The organism is Vibrio sp. Isolate33 (assembly GCF_022397895.1).
Lineage (GTDB): Bacteria > Pseudomonadota > Gammaproteobacteria > Enterobacterales > Vibrionaceae > Vibrio > Vibrio pomeroyi.
Genome location: NZ_JAKEUP010000013.1, coordinates 1 through 21,582, shown reverse-complemented (window position 1 = coordinate 21,582; position 21,582 = coordinate 1). Strand labels below are relative to the sequence as shown.

At 44.4% G+C, this 21,582-nt stretch carries 18 protein-coding genes; 14 read left to right on the top strand and 4 right to left on the bottom strand.

From position 1 onward, the window contains the following. Position 1 precedes the first annotated feature (1 nt). From ptsP to L1D37_RS16945, 6 genes are all read left to right on the top strand, one after another. Positions 2–2,251: a phosphoenolpyruvate--protein phosphotransferase gene (gene ptsP, locus L1D37_RS16970; protein WP_239848558.1), complete on the top strand. Its 2,250-nt coding sequence runs from the start codon at positions 2–4 to the stop codon at positions 2,249–2,251. Positions 2,252–2,259: 8 nt separating this feature from the next. Next, positions 2,260–3,051, top strand: a complete 792-nt coding sequence (locus L1D37_RS16965; RefSeq protein WP_017630215.1) for a sulfite exporter TauE/SafE family protein — start codon at positions 2,260–2,262, stop codon at positions 3,049–3,051. Positions 3,052–3,107: 56 nt separating this feature from the next. Then, complete coding sequence (lgt, locus tag L1D37_RS16960) at positions 3,108–3,929, top strand: prolipoprotein diacylglyceryl transferase (protein WP_239848557.1); 822 nt, start codon at positions 3,108–3,110, stop codon at positions 3,927–3,929. 9 nt (positions 3,930–3,938) lie between these two features. Next, positions 3,939–4,790: a thymidylate synthase gene (locus L1D37_RS16955; RefSeq protein WP_239848556.1), complete on the top strand. Its 852-nt coding sequence runs from the start codon at positions 3,939–3,941 to the stop codon at positions 4,788–4,790. Between the two features lie 125 nt (positions 4,791–4,915). Then, a complete protein-coding gene (locus L1D37_RS16950; RefSeq protein WP_239848555.1) occupies positions 4,916–6,310 on the top strand; it encodes a winged helix-turn-helix domain-containing protein in 1,395 nt (464 codons plus the stop codon). A gap of 217 nt (positions 6,311–6,527) precedes the next feature. Next, positions 6,528–7,004, top strand: coding sequence for a hypothetical protein (locus L1D37_RS16945; protein ID WP_176682013.1), 477 nt, complete (start codon positions 6,528–6,530; stop codon positions 7,002–7,004). Positions 7,005–7,284: 280 nt separating this feature from the next. On the opposite strand, the gene L1D37_RS16940 is transcribed toward L1D37_RS16945, so the two are convergent. Next, on the bottom strand, positions 7,285–8,430 hold the full coding sequence (locus L1D37_RS16940; RefSeq protein WP_017629800.1) for a Na/Pi symporter: 1,146 nt from the start codon (positions 8,428–8,430) through the stop codon (positions 7,285–7,287). Positions 8,431–8,819: 389 nt separating this feature from the next. On the opposite strand from L1D37_RS16940, the gene nhaR reads away from it, so the two are divergent. Both nhaR and L1D37_RS16930 read left to right on the top strand, forming a co-directional pair. After that, positions 8,820–9,710 carry a transcriptional activator NhaR gene (gene nhaR, locus L1D37_RS16935; RefSeq protein WP_017629799.1) on the top strand — a complete coding sequence of 297 codons (891 nt, stop codon included), beginning with the start codon at positions 8,820–8,822 and terminating at the stop codon, positions 9,708–9,710. Positions 9,711–9,810: 100 nt separating this feature from the next. Beyond that, positions 9,811–10,104 (top strand): metalloregulator ArsR/SmtB family transcription factor, encoded by a 294-nt coding sequence (locus tag L1D37_RS16930; protein WP_004735028.1) that lies wholly within the window; start codon positions 9,811–9,813, stop codon positions 10,102–10,104. A 269-nt stretch (positions 10,105–10,373) separates the two neighbouring features. Here the strand turns inward: L1D37_RS16930 and rpsT are convergent, their stop codons facing one another. Next, on the bottom strand, positions 10,374–10,634 hold the full coding sequence (rpsT, locus tag L1D37_RS16925; protein WP_004739529.1) for a 30S ribosomal protein S20: 261 nt from the start codon (positions 10,632–10,634) through the stop codon (positions 10,374–10,376). A gap of 251 nt (positions 10,635–10,885) precedes the next feature. On the opposite strand from rpsT, the gene murJ reads away from it, so the two are divergent. The 6 genes from murJ (at position 10,886) to ispH (ending at position 18,726) form a co-directional block, all read left to right on the top strand. Next, positions 10,886–12,448, top strand: a complete 1,563-nt coding sequence (gene murJ / locus L1D37_RS16920) for a murein biosynthesis integral membrane protein MurJ (protein WP_032545310.1) — start codon at positions 10,886–10,888, stop codon at positions 12,446–12,448. A 70-nt stretch (positions 12,449–12,518) separates the two neighbouring features. Continuing rightward, on the top strand, positions 12,519–13,454 hold the full coding sequence (gene ribF, locus L1D37_RS16915; protein WP_017062867.1) for a bifunctional riboflavin kinase/FAD synthetase: 936 nt from the start codon (positions 12,519–12,521) through the stop codon (positions 13,452–13,454). A gap of 63 nt (positions 13,455–13,517) precedes the next feature. Continuing rightward, positions 13,518–16,376 carry an isoleucine--tRNA ligase gene (ileS, locus tag L1D37_RS16910; RefSeq protein WP_239848554.1) on the top strand — a complete coding sequence of 953 codons (2,859 nt, stop codon included), beginning with the start codon at positions 13,518–13,520 and terminating at the stop codon, positions 16,374–16,376. A gap of 160 nt (positions 16,377–16,536) precedes the next feature. Next, positions 16,537–17,037, top strand: coding sequence for a signal peptidase II (gene lspA, locus L1D37_RS16905; protein ID WP_239848553.1), 501 nt, complete (start codon positions 16,537–16,539; stop codon positions 17,035–17,037). A 184-nt stretch (positions 17,038–17,221) separates the two neighbouring features. Continuing rightward, complete coding sequence (gene fkpB / locus L1D37_RS16900; protein WP_145575390.1) at positions 17,222–17,653, top strand: FKBP-type peptidyl-prolyl cis-trans isomerase; 432 nt, start codon at positions 17,222–17,224, stop codon at positions 17,651–17,653. A 116-nt stretch (positions 17,654–17,769) separates the two neighbouring features. Continuing rightward, entirely contained in the window at positions 17,770–18,726 is a 957-nt protein-coding gene (gene ispH / locus L1D37_RS16895) for a 4-hydroxy-3-methylbut-2-enyl diphosphate reductase (protein ID WP_029235087.1), read from the top strand. 98 nt (positions 18,727–18,824) lie between these two features. On the opposite strand, the gene btsR is transcribed toward ispH, so the two are convergent. Beyond that, positions 18,825–19,556, bottom strand: coding sequence for a two-component system response regulator BtsR (gene btsR / locus L1D37_RS16890; RefSeq protein ID WP_132744213.1), 732 nt, complete (start codon positions 19,554–19,556; stop codon positions 18,825–18,827). 92 nt (positions 19,557–19,648) lie between these two features. Then, positions 19,649–21,319, bottom strand: a complete 1,671-nt coding sequence (locus L1D37_RS16885) for a sensor histidine kinase (RefSeq protein ID WP_239848552.1) — start codon at positions 21,317–21,319, stop codon at positions 19,649–19,651. Positions 21,320–21,582: the final 263 nt, after the last annotated feature.

The window sequence follows — 21,582 nt, the reverse complement described above, 5'->3', positions numbered from 1 at the left end:
CATGCTCAGTCAACTAAGGGAAATAGTTGAACACGTATCAAGAGTTGAAGATGTGTCGACGGCACTTGATATTTTAGTTAAAGAGACATGCAGTGCGATGCAGACGGAATGTTGCACCGTGTATTTAGCCAATAATGATATGCAGCGCCTTGAGTTGATGGCAACTCAAGGCCTGATCTTTGAAGGCAATAGTATCCACATTGGTTTTGATGAAGGTCTGGTTGGCCTTGTTAAGCGAAGTGCGGAACCTATCAACCTTGCACAAGCGTCTGCTCACCCTGCTTATAAGTTTTTTCCAGAGCTTGGAGAAAACGTCTATCACTCTTTTCTTGGTACTCCGATCATCCATCGCAAGCAAGTGCTTGGCGTATTGGTTATTCAGCAGAAATCTCCGCGTTTATTCAGTGAGATGGAAGAGTCCTTCCTTGTCACGCTCTCAGCACAGCTTGCGGTTATTGTGGCGCACGCCCAAACTCAAGGCCATTGGCTATTAGAGCAACAGAAGCTGCCTGCAACTAAAGGTATCGCTGCCTCATCGGGTGTCGCGATTGGTGATCTTTGGTGGGACAACACACAGCCTGAATTAACAGATGTGTATCCTGCATCGACACTCAACATCGAGAGAGAGCAAGAGTTGTTGGCGGTCGCAGTAGAGAAAGCCCTCAATGACTTTAAGCGCATGCGAAAGCGCTTAGACAGTGAAATCAATAAAGACGCATTGGCGATCTTTGACCTGTTCACTCACTTACTCAACGATCCTATGTTGCGTAAGGATCTAAAGAGCCAAATTCAGAAAGGCGATAAAGCGGATTGGGCATTACGACAAGTAGTTGAGAGTTACTCCAACCGCTTTGCTCGCATGTCTGATGTGTACCTTCGTGAGAGAGCACAAGACATCCGAGAACTCGGACAAAGGTTGCTGTATTTCCTCCATAACTCTGAATATGAGCTACGCACATTAGATAAACCTATCATTCTAGTGGTTCGTGAATTAACGGCTTCGGTATTAGCGTCGATTCCCAAAGAAAAGCTGTTGGCAGTGATCTCCTTGGAAGGGGCGGCGAACTCACACGCTGCGATCTTGTCTCGCGCTCTTGGTATTCCTTCTGTGATGGGGGTGAACCTCAACCTTGTTCAAGCGAATGGCAAGCAAGCGATTGTTGATGGGTACAGCGGTGAGATCTTTATTGAGCCGACGAAGAACCTACTCAAAGAGTATCAAGGGCTGATTCTGGAAGAGAGTGAGCTCTCTTCTATGGTCAACCGAGACCTGTATCTGCCAGCAAAAACGCAAGATGACCAGCAGGTCGAGATTTTGCTTAATGCGGGTTTGAGCGCCGATACCAATATTGCCATCAACCAAGGTGTTGATGGGGTAGGGCTGTATCGAACGGAAATATCTTTCTTGTTACAACAAAGGTTTCCGTCAGAAGACGAACAGTTCAAACAGTATCGTTCTGTGCTGGCAAGTTATCCTAAGAAGCAAGTGGTGATGCGTACACTCGATATCGGTGGTGATAAGGCCTTACCTTATTTCCCTATTGAAGAGGACAATCCATTCCTTGGCTGGCGTGGTATTCGCTTTACGCTCGATCATCCTGACATCTTTATTATTCAATTACGTGCGATGTTACGTGCGAGTTGTGAAAGTCATAACTTGAGCATTTTGCTGCCGATGATCTCTGGTGCTCAAGAGCTCGATGACGCGTTACAGTTGATTGAGCAAGCCTATGACGAGGTACACGAGCTTGATAACCGAGTGCGTATGCCGCGCATTGGCATCATGATCGAAGTACCATCAATGCTTTATCTGCTGCCACTGATTGCGGACAAGGTCGATTTTGTTTCTGTTGGTACCAATGACTTAACCCAATATTTATTGGCCGTTGATCGGAACAATTCACGAGTCTCCGATGTCTATGAATCAATGCACCCTGCGGTGATCATGGCATTAAAACAAATTCATGATACTTGTAAGCAATATCAATTACCCGTGTGTATTTGTGGAGAGCTAGCCGGTGATCCGATGGGCGCATTGTTACTGATTGGCTTGGGGTATCAGACACTAAGTATGAATACCTCGAATGTGGCCAGAACCAAATATCTGATTCGTCAATCTAACTTGGGTGAATTACAGGATTTGGCAAATAAGGCACTTTCAAAACCGTATGGTAGTGACATCTATAGTATGATGCTGAACTATTTCGAAGAGCGTGAATTTACAGGCTTCATTCGAGCAGGTAAAAAATAGGATTTAACGTGTCATATGAACTGATAGGCTTGCTAGCAGGTCTTGGTGCTATTGTTGGTGTTTTAGCTGGCTTGCTAGGCATTGGTGGTGGTTTGCTGGTGGTTCCTGCCTTACTGTTTTTGCTTCCTAAAGCGGGTATACCTCAAGAGTTTGCGATGCAAATGGCACTGGCTACGTCGCTATCCACCATTATTGTTACGTCAGGATCATCTGCGATTAACCACTTAAAATTGGGTAACGTGGATATCTTTGTCGTTAAGTGGTTAATGCCCGGAGTGGTTGTGGGTGGTTTCCTCGGTTCTTTTGTGGCCGAAGTGATTCCGGCTCAGTATCTGCCAAAAGTATTCGGTATGATCGTGTTGGTGCTGGCTTTGCAAATGCTATTGTCGATTCGCTCTAAGAGTCAGAAGGCAATGCCAGGTTCAGCTAAAACTATGTTATGTGGTGGCGGTATTGGTTTGGTATCAAGCTTAGCGGGTATTGGTGGTGGGTCGTTGTCTGTGCCTTTTCTTAACCATCACGGTGTGGAAATGCGCAAAGCGGTTGGCTCATCTTCGGTGTGTGGTTGTGTTATTGCGATATCGGGAATGCTCGGTTTCATCTGGCATGGTTCTTCTGTCGATGATCTGCCTGCATTTAGCTTAGGCTATGTTTATCTTCCTGCTTTGATTGCGATATCTTGTACTTCCGTTCTGACGACGCGAGTGGGTGCGAAACTGGCTACTCAATTGCCAACCCCAGTGTTGAAGAAATTCTTTGCGGTATTTTTAATGTTTATAGCAGCCACAATGCTGCTGTAGTGTCTTTTCTGTTAGCTGTGAGCTAACCGTTGATCAATTTAGATAGAGAGCCAAGTATGTCTCAGGGTTTTATCGAATTCCCAAATCTCGATCCTGTTCTTATTGAACTAGGACCAATCTCAGTTCGTTGGTACGGCTTAATGTACCTCGTCGGTTTTATGTTTGCTCTTTGGTTAGCAAATCGCCGAGCTGATCAGCCAGGTAGTGGTTGGACTCGTGAGCAAGTATCAGACTTACTGTTTGCTGGCTTTCTAGGTGTGGTTCTTGGTGGTCGTATTGGCTACGTACTTTTCTACAACTTCGACCTTTTCTTAGCAGACCCTCTTTACCTATTTAAGGTGTGGACTGGCGGTATGTCTTTCCATGGTGGTTTGCTGGGTGTTATCACGGCAATGTTTTGGTATGCGAAAAAGAACGGTCGCACCTTCTTTGGCGTAGCAGACATGATTGCACCATTAGTACCATTTGGTTTAGGTATGGGCCGTCTAGGTAACTTCATGAACAGCGAGCTTTGGGGCCGTGTGACTGATGTGCCATGGGCAATCGTGTTCCCGAATGGTGGTCCACTTCCTCGTCACCCATCTCAGCTTTATGAAATGGCGCTTGAAGGTATTGTTCTGTTCTTCATCTTGAACTGGTTTATTAAAAAGCCGCGTCCTCTTGGTTCTGTATCAGGATTATTCCTAGCAGGATATGGTACATTCCGTTTCTTAGTAGAATACGTACGTGAACCAGATGCTCATCTAGGCTTGTTCGGCGGATTTATCTCGATGGGACAAATCCTGTCACTGCCAATGGTTATCATCGGTGTGCTGATGATGGTTTGGGCATACAAACGCGGTCACTACAAAGACGAATTACCACAACAAACGAAGTAAGGAATTGGTGTGAAACAGTATTTAGATCTCTGTCAGCGTATCGTTGATGACGGTACTTGGATTGAAAATGAACGTACGGGCAAGCGCTGCCTAACCGTTATCAATGCTGACCTGGAATATGATGTTGGTAATAACCAGTTCCCTTTAGTAACAACGCGCAAGAGCTTCTGGAAAGCGGCGGTTGCTGAACTGCTTGGCTACATTCGTGGTTACGACAATGCTGAAGACTTCCGTAAACTAGGCACAAAAACTTGGGATGCGAACTCTAATCTGAACGAAGTATGGCTGAACAATCCTTACCGTAAGGGTGAAGATGACATGGGCCGTGTTTATGGTGTTCAAGGGCGAGCATGGGCAAAGCCTGATGGCGGTCATATCGACCAACTGAAGAAGATTGTTGATGATCTAACGAACGGTATTGATGACCGTGGTGAGATCTTAAACTTCTACAACCCAGGCGAGTTCCACATGGGGTGCTTGCGCCCGTGTATGTACAGCCACCACTTCTCTCTACTTGGTGATACTCTGTACCTAAACAGCACTCAACGCTCTTGTGACGTGCCGCTAGGCCTGAACTTCAACATGGTTCAAGTGTATGTGTTCCTAGCAATCATGGCGCAAATCACTGGCAAGAAAGCTGGCGTGGCTTACCACAAGCTAGTTAATGCTCATATTTATGAAGATCAATTAGCACCAATGCGTGATATTCAGTTGAAGCGTGAGCCTCTAGCTGGCCCAACATTCCATATCAATCCAGATATTAAGTCTCTAGAAGATTTGGAAACGTGGGTAACGATGGATGACTTCTGGGTTGAAGGCTACGAATGTCACGAAGCAATTAAATACCCGTTCTCGGTTTAATCTAATTCGCTTTGTTTGATAGAAAGGCTGCCACTGTGCAGCCTTTTTTTATTTGCAATGCTTGGCTTGCTTACTATTTATAAAACCAATAATCTTGTGGGGTCTTTTCTAACTACAGAACAGCTATGACTCGCTCGCATTGCTTCCTATTGCAACACGACTTTCCTATTTCTTTTTACCCTGAGAAGAATCAGTTGGTGATTGATAGTGAAGAGATTCATTTAGAGCCATTGCAAGCAAAGCTGCTTAGCTATTTCATCGAAAAGCGTGGGCTGGTGGTGAGTACGCAACAGATCGCTACCGATGTGTGGCAAAGAACTCACGTATCCGACAACTTGGTCAGACAGGTCATCAGTTTATTGCGCAGTCAACTTCAAGATAAGTCTCGCCCATATCGGATTATTCAGACGATACCTAAGCAAGGTTATCTGTTTGATATTGAAGTGACTCTGCCGAGCGTTAAACTTATGTCTGCCGAAAAGACTTCTCTATCTGCGACTGCAACTCTCGCTCCTTATTACAAAAAGAAAATCATCGCCCTCACAGTAACCGCAGTATTAGCGGTTGGTGTGACTGCATCTTGGGTATGGAACAACGACTTCCAAATTAATGACCCTTTGGTGATTACTGCACGCCAGGCTGATGTGATTCCCGTTTATATCCATGACATCACCCTCGATTCGGCGAACAATTATGAGATGTCAGAAAGTGTATATAACTATCTTTTCTACGGGTTGAACTCAGCTAAAAATCTATCAGGTTACCACTTCTCTCAGCTATCCAAACAGGGCAAGCAATCACTTGCCAACAATGGTGTCGAACTCAAAAGTTGGCTCAAGAAAAAGGATGGGGATTATGTACTGAGTGTGCTGGTACAAAACAACAGTCACCCTAACCAAAGCCAGAAAGTAGAAAAGAGCTTTAGCCAACATAATTTCTTTGATGCCATTGGGGATGTCATCCTTGAGATTAAAGCGATTATTGCACCTACGGGGTCTGAGTATGGCGTAGCGAGTCATCGAGTGACCTCTATTGAGAGCTACGATGATTGGAGTGTTATCTCTGAGGGGATATCGCTTTTTTACCAAGGCAAAGGTGGTCAGCCATTTGAAGACATAGCGGTTCAGTTGGATGCGATTCAACAGCAAGGACGAGACAATTATCTGGTGAATGCCTTACTTTCGTATTCGGAGTCTTTAGCTTATTTGCAAAACAGTGAGCAAGAAGATCGCGAACGCGCTCTGCAATTGGCAAAGCAAGCCTTTGAGATGAATCCACGTTGTGATATCGCCAATCTTACTCTGGGACTAGCTTTGTTAATCAACCAACATGCCAACCAAGCTTTCCCTTACCTTTCTTATGCTGCTGAAAGTACACCGAGCCCAATCAGCTTTTATCTGCTTAGTGTGGCTGACAAGCTGTCGGACAACCCAAAAGGCTGGCAATACAACTATCAGCGCTATACTGACGTAAAAAAAGAGCATACAGGTCAACTGTTTGATCTTATTGAATCTTTATAAAAAACAAACCTTTCCTAAACCGTGAAATACGTTTTCAAGTGAAGGTGTTTCGTGAGAGCTGATTGCAACGGTATTTCTATACGGCTCACTTGTACCAGCTAGTTTTTTAACATGTTTGATTATTGTTTGGACTCAGGCTCGATTGCCTTGCATCAAGCGTAAAAGCATCGATTTCCACATACTGGTCACCAAATCATTCATTATTTGGGATAAACACATGTTGAAGAAGTTTGCTTTTCAGATCATTCCTATTCAGATCTTCTTATTCGTCTTTTGGTTCAAAAATGGCTTTATCGATAAAGTGATGGGCGTGCTACTTGGCTTTATCACGCCAGATACTGCTTATGCGGGAGACACCTGGGCAGGCTGGAAAGGCTATATTGTCGGTACTTGGGACAAGAGCCAAGTCGGTCACGCTTTACTGAGCCCAACGTTCGACTTTATGTTTCCGATTCTAATTGCTTTGCAATGTGTGCCGTTTTTATTGGTTATTCGCTCGGTACTTGGTGGTGAGTTCATGGTTGGTAAAGAACGTCCGTGGTTGCTTTATGCCGCATTTTCATCTTTATTTGTGACTGCTTGTATGGCTTTCACTCAAACCATCACTGGCGCAAGCGATGGACAGTATCTATGGCAATTTATCGGTTTTGGCATGGTTGCGATTATGTACCTACGTAATGAGCAAGGTAAGTAGGGTAGCTAGATACGAGTAAACGGGATTCGAGATGCGAAGAGCTAAGAGTAGAAGCGAATAAATGAAATTAGGAATACGAAAAACATATCTAGATTTGAGTCGGCGATATACCAAATACGATTATCACAGTTTGTGTTTTTCGTTACTCGCTTATCCGTATCTCTAATCTGCTTCTGGCTCTTCGTTACTCGTTCACTCGCATCCCGTATCTGCTGTACAGAAAAGAAAAAGCCCGCAACCAAGGTTGCGGGCTTTGTTATAAGCGATGTTTGTTTTGCTGTTAAGCAGTAAGAGCTAACACGCTACCAGGCAGTACAAGGAATACCGCAACAAGGTAACCAGCCACTACAGCTTTGTTCTTCACAGCCATGTCTGAAATTAAGTCAGCTGCTTTAACTGGTAGTTCACGTAGGAACGGAATACCGAAGATGAATACCGTTGCCATGATGTTGAACACCAAGTGTACTAGAGCAATCTGTAGTGCGAATACTGCGAACTCACCAGATACTGCTGTTGCTGCTAGTAGAGCGGTAATACATGTACCGATGTTTGCGCCCAGAGTGAATGGGTAAACGTCACGTACTTTAAGAACACCTGAACCTACTAGCGGAACCATTAAGCTTGTTGTCGTTGAAGAAGACTGAACAAGGATAGTAACGATAGAGCCAGAAGCGATACCGTGGATTGGACCACGACCGATTGCGTTCTTTAGAATCTCACGAGCACGGCCAACCATTAGGCTCTTCATTAGCTTACCCATTACTGTGATAGCTACGAAGATAGTCGCGATACCAAGAACGATAAGCATGATGCCGCCAACAGTGTCGCCAAATGTTGATAGTGGCTCTTTAATCGCGCTTACTACAGGTTTAGTGATTGGCTTGATGAAGTTAAGACCCTTCATGCTCATATCACCTGTTGCTAGCATTGGAGACACTAACCAGTGAGAAATCTTCTCTAGAATACCAAACGCCATCTCTAGTGGTAGGAAGATAGCAACGGCTAATAAGTTAAAGAAGTCGTGAATGGTCGCACTTGCGAATGCACGCTTAAACTCTTCTTTACAACGAACATGACCAAGACTAACTAGCGTATTGGTTACCGTAGTACCAATGTTCGCCCCCATGATCATAGGGATTGCTAGCTCAACAGGTAAACCACCTGCCACAAGGCCAACGATAATTGAAGTAACTGTACTTGATGACTGAATAAGTGCTGTTGCCACTAAACCAATCATTAAGCCTGCAACTGGGTGTGAAGCAAATTCGAAAAGAACCTTTGCTTGCTCGCCTGTTGCCCATTTGAAGCCTGTACCAACCATTGAAACTGAAAGTAATAGTAGGTAAAGCATGAATGCCAAGTTAGCCCAGCGTAGCCAACGAGTTGTGCTCGAGATAGGCGCTGCTGCAGTAGTAGCTTGGTTCATAATGTTTTCTCCATTGGACCGTTTAAGTCTGTGTTTGGTCTGTTTGTTTAATCTGAGCGTGATGTTAGAGGGGAAATATTTCAGTAATATTACATTTTGGTTTAGGTGAGGCTTTTTTGTGATGATTTACTCTTTAAATATTCCCATAGCTAATGTGGTTATTTTAAGTATCTGTTTTTAAATGAATTTAAAGAGTGTTTCTATAGGTGATATAGATCTTAAAAGTTAGAAAAAAATTGAAAATAATCGCTCAAATATTACATTATGAAATCACACACTTCGAAAAAATAAGTGGTAATTAGTTGTTATGTTAGGTTTTTCCGAGTTTGTTGAGCGGGAGTGTCATATTTGATATAAAAGGGTATCTACTCCTTTATTACGGCACACCTATGTCGCACCTCAACTATAACCATCTTTATTACTTCTGGATGGTCTGCAAGCAAGGCTCTGTTACCAAAGCGGCAGAAGCTTTATTTCTCACTCCTCAAACGGTAACGGGTCAGATAAAAGCATTAGAAGAGCGAATGGACGGCAAGCTGACCAAGCGCAACGGGCGTAGTGTTGAGCCAACAGAGCTTGGGCAGCTGGTCTTTAAGTATGCTGACCGTATGTTTGGCCTGAGTTACGAAATGCTCGATATCGTGAATTACAGCCAGCACTCCAATATTCTGTTTGATGTGGGTGTTGCGGATGCGCTGTCAAAAAGGCTCGTGAGCAAGATCTTAATGTCGACGATTCCAGAAGATAACAGTATCCACCTTCGCTGTTTCGAATCGACTCACGAAATGCTGCTTGAGCAACTCTCTCAACATAAGCTGGATATGATTTTGTCTGACTGTCCGGTGGACTCTAGCCAAAGCCCAGGCTTGTTTAGTAAGAAGCTGGGTGAGAGTGGCATGAGCTTTTTCAGTTCAGGCAAGGTTGAAGGCGTTAACTTCCCAGCAGTATTAGAACAAAGGAAGCTTTTGATCCCAGGTAGCCGAACCTCGATGGGGCGTAAAGTGCTGCAGTGGTTTGATAGACAAGGGCTTAAACCTGATATTTTAGGTGAGTTTGATGATGCGGCATTGATGAAAGCATTTGCTCGTTATCATCATGACGCTATTTTCTTGGCACCGACGCTGTATATGTCTGAAGTGGAAGAAGATACTTCGCTGCAATTATTGGGTGGTATTGAAGAGCTAAAAGAGGAGTACTACGTCATATTTGCTGAGAGGATGATCCAACATCCAGCAGTTAAAAACGTATGTGACGCAGATTTTAGCAAATTGTTCGAGTGAGATAGTTTGTTAATGAATTGATATCGATTATCATAACTCCGCAATATGCCGGAAATACTGATAGCCCGTAGTTGGCGAAAAGGTTGTAGGGAGCCAAACTATGAACTTAAAAGAGATGGAGAAGAACTCAGCACAAGCTGTGATTCTACTCAAAGCCATGGCCAACGAGCGTCGCTTACAGATCTTATGCCTATTACATGGTACTGAACTGTCAGTTGGGGAGTTGTGCGGCAAGTTGGAACTGAGTCAGTCTGCTTTATCTCAACATCTTGCTTGGTTGAGAAGAGATGGTTTGGTCGAAACTCGCAAAGAAGCTCAAACTGTGTATTACACATTGAGCAGTGAAGAAGTAAAAGCGATGATTAACCTACTGCATGGTATTTACTGCAAGTAGCTTATTACTGATGAGGGAGATGATTTCTTGTCAGGGATAAGGTCGACACAAGGAAGTGTCAGTATTTCACGTCGAACGTTAATCCTGAACAGCTTGTTTTCCTATCGACTTACTCTGTTTATTGAAAAGCAGGTTCGGTGAATAAGCAAAACTGTTTTCACTGAGTAAAGTCGCTTTTAGTCAGTAACTAGCAGCGTTACTCAAAATTTAGATATAAAAAAACCGGCCTAGGCCGGTTTTTTTCGTTTTGCGTTGTAATCAAATTTCTATTAAAGAGCTTTGATTGCAGCAGCGAAACGAGACTTATGACGTGCAGCTTTATTCTTATGAATAAGGCCTTTAGTCGCCATACGGTCAAGAAGTGGTGTAACTTCTACAAGAGCAGCAGTTGCAGCTTCTTTATCACCAGCTGCGATAGCTGCGATAGTCTTTTTCATGTAAGTGCGCATCATAGAACGACGGCTAGCATTGTGCTGGCGACGTTTCTCAGCTTGGATAGCGCGCTTCTTAGCAGATTTACTGTTTGCCAAGGGTCTAACTCCCAAAAACTTAGTTCGGTGACAATTTAAGGGCGAGGACTATCCCTCATTAGCGCTTAATTGTCAAATGATTTGTGCAAAAACCAATCGTAGCCAAACAAACTTTGGTATGGAAAGGTCATCGCGGTTAAGATGGCGGGGATTCTAACAGCATTTTTAGACCAATGCTAATAAATATGCTTCTTAGGATAGGATAGTATTTATCCTCGCTTGAAAGTAATCAACTAGTGTCAGAGGTTTCTGTGAGTAAACGACTATTAAAGTCAGGCCTGATTGTCAGTGCTATGACTTTTGTTTCCCGTGTATTGGGGCTAGTACGTGATGTAGTAGTAGCAAATTTGATGGGGGCTGGAGCGAGTGCCGACGTATTTTTCTTCGCTAATAAAATCCCTAATTTCTTACGTCGACTTTTTGCAGAAGGTGCGTTTTCTCAAGCGTTTGTTCCTGTATTAACGGAATATCACGCGGCAGGCGATAAAGATAAGACTCGAGATTTAATTGCTAAGGTGTCGGGTACACTCGGGGTTTTAGTGTCTATCGTTACGGTTATCGGGGTCTTGGGCTCTGGTGTGATCACCGCGATGTTTGGTGCAGGTTGGTTTATCGACTGGCTGAATGATGGCCCTGCGGCGCCTAAGTTTGAGCTGGCGAGCTTCATGCTCAAGATTACCTTTCCTTATTTATGGTTTATCACCTTTGTTGCTTTATCTGGTGCGATTCTTAATACATTAGGTAAATTTGCGGTCTCTTCTTTTACCCCTGTGTTCTTGAACGTAATGATCATCGGCGCAGCGTGGTTTATCTCTCCTAATCTGGAACAGCCTGAAATTGGCTTGGCTATCGGTGTATTCCTTGGTGGTTTAGTCCAATTCTTATTTCAAATGCCTTTTTTAATAAAAGCGGGTGTGTTGGTTAAGCCGAAATGGGGCTGGAGAGACCCAGGCGTCGTTAAGATCCGAACATTAATGATCCCAGCTCTGTTTGGTGTGTCTGTTAGCCAAATCAACTTATTGTTTGATACCTTCATTGCCAGTTTCCTAGCGACGGGCTCTATCAGTTGGTTGTATTACTCAGACCGCTTACTTGAGTTTCCACTAGGTTTATTCGGTATCGCGATTGCGACGGTAATTCTTCCTGCTCTATCTCGTAAACACGTAGATGCTCAAGGAGAAGGGTTCGCACATACCATGGACTGGGGCGTGCGCATGGTTTTGCTGCTTGGTATTCCTGCGATGTTAGGCCTTATCGTTTTGGCTAAACCCATGTTGATGGTGCTATTCATGCGTGGTGAGTTCTCTCCACACGATGTACAACAGGCATCGATGTCTTTGGTTGCTTACGCATCTGGCTTGCTTAACTTCATGCTGATCAAAGTATTGGCTCCGGGTTACTACTCTCGCCAAGATACTAAAACACCGGTTAAGTACGGCATTATCGCTATGGTGACCAATATGGTGTTTAACGCGATCTTTGCTTATTTCTATGGTTATGTAGGTTTGGCGATTGCGACAGCCTTGTCTGCTTTTGTGAATATGGCCTTGTTATATAGAGGATTACATCTTGCGGGTGTATATCAATTAACGAAGACAACCTTATTGTTCAGTGCCAAATTGATTATCTCGGGTGTGGTGATGGTAGCCGCTATTTTATGGCAGCTGGATAATATGCAACATTGGCTTGAATGGAGCTTTAGCCAGAGAGCGCTGACATTAACAGGCTTGATTGGACTTGGTGGCTTTGTTTATATTGTTTCGGTACTGATTTTAGGTATCCGAGTAAAACATTTAAAAGCAGCGACAGATTAATACTGATTAGTATATAATCCGTCGGTTTCACACAATAAATGATGCAAATAACAGGTTTTAGCTGATCATAATGGAACTGATCCGAGGTATACACAATATTAAAGCGCAGCATCATGGCTGTGTATTAACCATAGGTAACTTCGATGGTGTTCATTTAGGACATCAAGAGGTTCTGAGTCAGGTTTCTAAACAAGCTGCAGCATTAGGGCTACCTTCTGTTGTTATGACGTTTGAGCCGCAACCTATGGAGCTGTTTGCCCGAGATAGAGCGCCAGCACGTTTAACTCGCTTACGAGATAAGTACGTGCAACTGAGCAAGCTAGATATCAGTCGTTTATTGTGTGTCAATTTTAATCAGTATTTTGCAAGTTTATCCGCAGAAGCATTCATTAAGGATCTTTTGGTTGATAAGCTTGGTGTGAAGTTCTTGGTGGTTGGTGACGATTTTTGCTTTGGCAAAGGCCGCACTGGTAATTTCGCTATGCTTAAAGAAGCGGGCGAAAAGTATGGCTTTGAGGTGGTAAGCACCCAAAGTTATTGCTTAAACCAATTACGAGTCAGCAGTACTGAGATACGAAATGCATTAGCGGTCGATGACTTGGCTGCAAGTGCTACCATGTTAGGACGTGATTACAGTATTAGTGGTCGTGTGTCCCATGGTCGTAAACTAGGGAGAACCATAGGTTTCCCTACCGCTAATATTCCATTAAAGCGTTGTGTTTCTCCTGTATCGGGAGTGTATGTTGTTGAAGCATTGGATATCGACGGGGTTCCTGTCGGTGGCGTTGCTAATATTGGACAACGACCAACAGTTAATGGTGTAAGGCAGCAATTAGAAGTGCACTTTTTTGACTTTAAAGCCAATTTGTATGGTAAACAGTTAGAAGTACGACTTTTGCACAAACTGCGCGACGAGATAAAATTTGAATCGTTCGACGCATTAAAGAATCAAATAGAATTGGATGCTGAAGCCGCAAGGGTGTGGCTGCTTCAGCTAAAGAATTAATCGGATGATTCCACCGATTAACATAATGTCTAACTTCGCCCAATATAACGGAATTAAGAATCGATGAGTGATTATAAAGATACCCTGAACTTACCAGAAACAGGGTTCCCAATGCGCGGCAATCTGGCAAATCGTGAGCCAGAAATGCTTAAGCGTTGGTACAAAGAAGATCTTTACGGCGAAATCCGTAAGGCAAAGAAAGGTAAAAAATCTTTCGTACTGCATGATGGCCCTCCATACGCGAACGGCGACATTCACATTGGCCACGCGCTGAATAAGATTCTTAAAGACATTATTATTAAATCTAAGACCCTTTCTGGTTTTGATGCACCGTACATCCCTGGTTGGGACTGTCACGGTCTTCCAATCGAGCTAATGGTTGAGAAGAAGAAAGGTAAGCCTGGTCAGAAGATTTCGGCTGCTGAATTCCGCGAAGAGTGTCGTAAGTACGCTGCGGGCCAAGTTGAAGGTCAGAAAGAGAGCTTCAAACGTCTTGGTATCATGGGCGAGTGGGACAAACCTTACCGCACTATGGATTTCGGCACAGAAGCGAACATCATTCGTTCTCTAGGTAAAATCGCAGACAAAGGTCACCTTCTTAAAGGTTTCAAACCAGTTCACTGGTGTACTGACTGTGGTTCTGCTCTAGCTGAAGCTGAAGTTGAATACAAAGATAAAGTTTCTCCATCTATCGATGTGAAATTTACTGCAGCTGATGAAGCTGCTCTTCTAGAGAAATTTACTCTAGCGGAAGGCCACGCGGGTCAGGGCGAAATCTCTATCGTTATCTGGACAACAACACCATGGACTCTGCCTGCTAACCGCGCAGTATGTCTACGTGATGATCTTGAATACGTGCTTATCCAAGTTGAAGCAAATGGCGACCAGCCGGCTCAACGTATCGTTGTTGCTTCTGAACTAGCAAAAGACGTAATGGATCGTGCAGGTATCGAGCACTTCCATAACCTTGGTTTTGCTACTGGTGCTGATCTTGAGCTTTCTCAGTTCAACCACCCGTTCTACGACTTTACTGTTCCAGCTGTTCTTGGTGACCACGTTACAACGGATTCAGGTACTGGTGTGGTTCACACTGCACCTGGTCACGGTCAAGAGGATTTCGTGGTTGGTAAGAAGTACAACCTAGAAATCGCTAACCCAGTAGGCTCTAACGGCGTTTACCTGCCAGATACTGAGCTATTTGCTGGTCAGCACGTATTCAAAGCGAACGATTCTGTTTTAGAAGTTCTAAAAGAGAAAGGTGCACTTCTGCATCACCACGCTTACGAGCACAGCTACCCACACTGTTGGAGACATAAAACTCCAATCATCTTCCGTGCAACACCACAATGGTTCATCTCTATGGATCAAGCAGGCCTGCGTGCAAAAGCACTAGAGTCAACTAAGAATGTTGAGTGGATGCCGGAGTGGGGTCAAAGCCGTATCGAAGGTATGATCGAAGGTCGCCCTGAATGGTGTATCTCTCGTCAACGTACTTGGGGTGTGCCAATTGCTCTGTTCGTTCATAAAGAAACGTCAGAACTTCACCCTGATAGCCCAGCGCTTATTGAAAAAGTAGCGAAGCTAGTTGAAGAGAAAGGCATTCAAGCTTGGTGGGATGTAGACGCTGCTGAACTTATGGGTGCAGAAGACGCTGATAAGTACGAAAAAGTAATGGATACGCTAGACGTATGGTTCGACTCAGGTGTTACGCACTTCTCTGTTGTTGATTCTCGTGAAGAATACAACGGCAACAGTGCTGATCTTTACCTTGAAGGTTCAGACCAACACCGTGGCTGGTTCCAGTCTTCTCTAATTTCATCTATCGCGATGAAAGATGAAGCACCATACAAGCAAGTACTAACTCACGGTTTCGTGGTTGATGGTAACGGCCGTAAGATGTCTAAATCTATCGGTAACGTTGTTGCACCTAAAGATGTAACCAACAAGCTAGGTGCAGACATCCTGCGTCTATGGGTTGCTTCTACAGACTACACGGGTGAAGTTGCTGTTTCTGATGAAATCCTGAAGCGTTCAGCTGATGCTTACCGCCGTATTCGTAACACAGCTCGTTTCTTCCTTGCGAACTTGAACGGTTTCAACCCTGAAACTGACCTAGTTCCTGCTGAAGAGATGGTTGCACTTGATCGCTGGGCTGTTGGTCGTGCTCAAGCTGCACAAGAAGAGATCGTTAAAGCATACGGCGAGTACAACACGCACGGTGTAACTCAGCGTCTAATGCAGTTCTGTTCTATTGAAATGGGTTCTTTCTACTTAGACGTAATCAAAGACCGTCAGTACACAGCGAAGCAGGGCAGCCATGCTCAACGCAGCTGTCAGACTGCGCTTTACTACATCGTAGAAGCTCTAGTTCGTTGGATGGCACCTATCATGTCGTTCACAGCAGATGAAATCTGGAACGAGATGCCAAGCTCTTTACCAACTGGAGAGCAGCGTGACAAGTTCGTATTCACTGGTGAGTGGTTCGAAGGTCTATTTGGTCTTGCTGAAGGCGAAGAGCTAAGCAACGAATTCTGGGCTGAAATCCAAACGGTTCGTGGCGCGGTGAACAAGCTTCTTGAAGACGCTCGTAAAGAGAAAACAATTGGTGGTGCACTGCAAGCTGAAGTGACTCTATACGCTGACGACGCACTAGCGGCTAAGATCAACAAGCTAGAAGATGAGCTACGTTTCGTACTTATCACTTCTGCAGCGGTTGTTAAGCCACTGAGCGAGAAGTCTGATGCAGCTCAAGCGACAGACGTTGAAGGTCTATTCGTTGAAGTTGCAGCAACAGAAGCTGAGAAGTGTGACCGTTGTTGGCACCACACACCAGACGTAGGCACAATTGAAGGACACGAGAAGATCTGTGGCCGTTGTGTGTCAAACGTTGATGGTGAAGGCGAAGTGCGTAAGTTCGCATAACGACTCAGAGAAAGACTGAACTTTTTGTAAAAATCATAGCCCCAGTATCAACTGGGGTTATTTTTAGTTATAGGAAATGTGTTTAACCAAGTTGATTATTCATAGCGACTCAAAGCGAGTGTGCGAATGAGGAATCGCTTCGTAAATACTAGGAATAGAAATGAGTGAAGTTTCGTTAAAACAATCTGGTGTACGTTGGTTATGGTTGGCTCTGCTGGTTTTTATAGCAGACATCGGCATCAAACTCTTTGTCATGGACAACATGGGTTATGGCTGGGCAAACCGTATTGAAGTGTTGCCGTTCTTTAACTTTTTGTACGTTCACAACTACGGCGCCGCATTCAGCTTCTTGAGTGATCAAAGTGGTTGGCAGCGTTGGTTATTTACCGGTATCGCCTTTGCTGTAACGGGCATGCTGACGTACTGGATGAGCAAGCTACCAGCGACAGAAAAGTGGAACAACATCGCTTATGCCATCATCATTGGTGGTGCAGTCGGTAATGTATTTGACCGAGTCGTACACGGCTTTGTTGTCGATTACTTAGATTTCTACTGGGGCACTTACCACTGGCCTGCATTCAACTTAGCGGATATGGGAATCTGTATCGGTGCTGCGATGATCATCCTCGATGGTTTTCGCAAGAAAGACGAAAGCAAATAGGCTAATAAGCCTTAAGTAAAAACGCTTTGAAATAGATTGCTCTAAAGTCAGTCTATGACTCACAGAATAGAATAGCCCTAAGCGCTGTCGGTTGATTCCGACAGCGCTTTTTTTTATGCTGCAACTAATATGAGAGCAAAGCAGAATGCATTCTCAAATAATAAAGAAGTCTAAGGAAAGTAACGTGGCAGCAATTAAAAATGATTCAGCAGTAACCCTACATTTTACGATTAAGATGAAGGATGGTTCAGTTGCCGATAGTACGGAAAATATGGGCAAACCAGCGAAGTTCGTTATGGGTGATGGCAGCCTAAGTGAGAACTTCGAAGCATGCCTGCTTGGACTTGAAGAAGGCACGGAAAAGTCTATCGAACTCAAAGCACAAGATGCGTTTGGTATGCCTAATCCAGACCATATTCACCATATGGATAAAGCAAAATTTGCTGGTGGTACAGATGTTGAAGTTGGCACCATCATGGCATTCTCTGGCCCTGACGGTATGGAAATCCCAGGTATTATTACAGATATCGCGGGTGACTCAGTGACGGTTGATTTTAATCACCCACTTGCAGGCCAAGACGTTACGTTTGATGTCAATATCTTAGCTGTCGAATAACATCGTCTTACAGGTGACACTCAACCCAGAGCTTCACTGTCTAGGCGCTTCACTGTAGAATGCGAACCTCGCTGACGGCGAACTCTATAGAAACAACCTTAGTACCGCGGTAAATGATGAGCAATGAAATGAAAATAATGTTAGCTAACCCTCGTGGCTTTTGTGCCGGTGTCGATCGTGCGATCAGCATCGTAGAGCGCGCACTTGAAATGTATCAGCCACCGATTTATGTTCGCCATGAAGTGGTACATAACCGCTTTGTTGTTGAAGGGCTTAAGCAACGTGGTGCTATTTTTGTCGAAGAGCTGAGTGAAGTGCCAGACGACAACATCGTAATTTTCTCTGCTCACGGTGTATCTCAAGCCGTTCGTAAAGAAGCAAAAGAGCGCGAACTTACAGTATTTGATGCAACGTGTCCTTTGGTGACTAAAGTTCATATGGAAGTTGCTCGTGCGAGCCGCAAACATATGGAAGTAGTTCTTATTGGTCACGCAGGTCACCCTGAAGTTGAAGGTACTATGGGTCAATACGCTAGCCAAACCGGTGGTATGTATTTGGTTGAAAGACCTGAAGATGTACAGAACCTAGTGGTGAATGATCCAAGTAACTTACACTACGTGAGCCAAACTACGCTGTCTGTTGATGAAACAGCAGATGTGATTGAAGAGCTACGTCGTGTATTCCCTGAGATTCAAGGCCCACGTAAAGACGACATCTGTTACGCGACTCAAAATCGTCAAGACGCAGTGCGTGAGATGGCAAACGACGTCGATGTTGTGATTGTGGTTGGTTCTAAGAACTCATCGAACTCAACACGTTTGAAAGAGCTGGCTGAGAAGCTAGGCACACCTGGTTACCTAACTGATTGCCCTGAAGACATTCAGACTGAGTGGGTTGAAGGCAAGAAGAAAATCGGTGTAACCGCTGGTGCTTCTGCTCCTGAAGAGCTAGTTAACCAAATCTTAGACCGTATTCGCGAGCTAGGTGCTACCGATGTTGAAGAGATTCAAGGTCGTGAAGAGAACATGTTCTTCGAAGTGCCAAAAGAGCTGCAGATTAAACAAGTCGATTAATCTTTATCGACTTGTGATGCTAGCGATTTCAAACAGCAGAAAGCCAACGTTGATGCGTTGGCTTTTTTGATCGTGCTATATCTAAACTTGAAATTTGTTTACTGGAGGCCGAGTTGCTCTTTTAACGTCTTGAGATAGCGACGACTCACAGGGACTTCAAAGCCTGTCAGGGTAATGATCTCCGCTAATCCATTTTCTAACAGTTTGATCTCTTGGATCGATTTTATGTTGATCAAATACTGTCGATGACAGCGGATCAAATCGGTCTTTTCTTCTAAGATCTTCAGGGTTAATTGTGAGGTTGCTGTTTGCGATGAGCTGCGAACATGCACGCCACTGATATCGGAATAGGCGCATTCAACCGTTTGGCTTGCCATGATCACAATGCGGTTATGACCAATACACGGGATCTGCTCTAAGTGACAGGGAGCAATCGCAGAGATGTCTTGTGCTGGTGCTTTCTGGTTCTGCTTGATGACCTTATTCAGACGGCAAACACTCTTGTTTAATCGACAAGGTTCAACGGGTTTGAGTAGGTAGTCAAAGGCATTGTCTTCAAAGGCTTGAATCGCATATTGATCGTAGGCGGTCACAAATACCACGTAGGGCATGGTTTCCGGGTCAAGCATGCTCAGCAATTCAATCCCAGTGACCTGAGGCATTTGAATGTCTAAATACACCACATCAGGCTTGAGAAGGTTGATCTGCTTAAGCCCTTCAATTGCGTTACTTGCTTGACCAATGACTTCCACTTCTCCAGTTTCAGTCAGCAGCTCAATCAATTCTTCGCGAGCAAAAAGCTCATCATCGACAACTAGTGCTTTTAACATCCTACAATCTTCATCTTGATTCTATCCCTGCTTGTTTCTATCTATGTCTTCTAAATATGCTTACCGAGAAGCTATCACCTACGAAAAGACCGCTATTTCAGTATAGGTATGATAAAGCTCATTCGAGTAAATTGCTGTGGTTGAGATTCTATTTTTAGTGCTGAGTCTTGTCCAAAGAAATTAGTGAGTCGTTTATCAACAATCTCCATGCCTAATCCGACATGATCTTGAGGTGGTTTCTGATAGTTGCCTGCATTGTCTTCGACGATCAGTTTGAATCCACCTTGGAATGCCTCGCTATAGATCTTCACTATCCCGCCTTCTAACATATTTGAAATACCATGCTTGATGGCGTTCTCAACCAGTGGTTGCAGAGTAAAACTCGGCAATTGTGATTCGTACAACTGTGGGTCTATGTCCCACTCCACTTCTAGTCTGTCGGTGAAACGAGCCTTCTCAATGGTGAGATACGCATTGACGTGTGCCAGCTCGTCTTTGAGTTTCACAGTGTTGATGTTCTGCTTAAGGTTGCTTCTAAAGAAGTGAGACAGGTGTTGAATAAGCTCTCGCGCTTTGTCTGGGTCACGGCGTGTGACTGCGCTGATGGTATTGAGCGCATTGAACAAGAAATGCGGGTTAACCTGAGCGTGCAACAGTTTGATCTCAGCTTGAGTGAGCAGGGTCTGTTGCTGCTGATAGTTGCTGAACAGGATCTGACTCGACAATAGTTGAGCGATACCTTCGGCCATCGACATGTTAATGGTCGAGAATAGCTTCAGCTTAGGCTCATACAGTTTAATGGTACCAACGACTTCGTTACCTGCACGAAGTGGGATAATAAGCGCAGAACCTAACTTACAATCTTGAGATAGGGAGCATTGGTAAGGGTTCTCTTTACCATCAAGGTAGATGATGTCGTTTTTTTCCATCGAAGTGAGAGTACTCTGCGATGAAATAGGGGTATTTGGAATATGGTGTTCATCGCCAATACCGACGAAAGCGAGGATTTTTTCTCGGTCAGTAATCGCTACCGCACCTACATTGGTTTCTTCATAAACGATACGCACGATCTTTTGTGCGTTATCGGAAGTGAAGCCGCCATGCAAAATACCTACGGAACGCTCGGCAATGGTGAGTGCGCGGCGTGAGAAGGTGGCGGAGTACTTCTCGAAGATGGTTTTTCTGTCTTGGATGATGCTCATGAACAGTGCTGCACCTACAGAGTTTGCAATGATCATTGGCGCAGCAATATCTGAAACAAGCGCATAGGACTGCTCAAACGGTTTGGCGACTGCGAGCAGAATTAACATCTGAATGATCTCTGCAAAAAGGGTGACAGAGAACACTACCAGTGGGTTAAACAGCTGACTGGCTTTGTTCTTTCTGACTAGGTAAACGTGCAGTAGACCACCAATCAAGCCCTCTGCTGTCGTTGAGATAGCACAAGCTAAGTCAGTAAAACCGCCTAATGAATAGCGATGAATCCCGCCAGTAAAGCCGACCGCAAAGCCAACCACAGGCCCACCAAACAAACCGCCCATTACCGCGCCCATCGCTCGCGTGTTGGCGATGGCGTCATTGATCTGCAGTCCGAAGTAGGTGCCCATAATGCAGAACAGGGAAAACAGAACGTAGCAGCTGATCTTATGGCTTAAGCGAGATGAGATGCTCAACAAAGGGAGAATCAGTGGGGTTTTACTTAACATGTAAGCAATCACTAAGTAGACGCAGGTTTGTTGTAGCAGAGAGAGAATGAGTTCCATATTTTCACCTATTGAGACGCTTGTTAAGTGTAAAGCTCATTGCTTGGTAACGGTAGCTTTGCTTGTGTTTTAGTGGGCTATATTCGCTTCCCTGAGTCGAAAGCACTAACGCCTTGTCTCGTCCTAAAATACGTTGACAGTATTTCTACTAAGCCAACAGCGTCAGCTGTTGGCTTTTTTCATGCACCTCATTTGGAGTTTTCATCCTGAGACTAAGGTGCGGCCTCATATTGTTATAGGTACTTATAGACTCTTTTACTAGT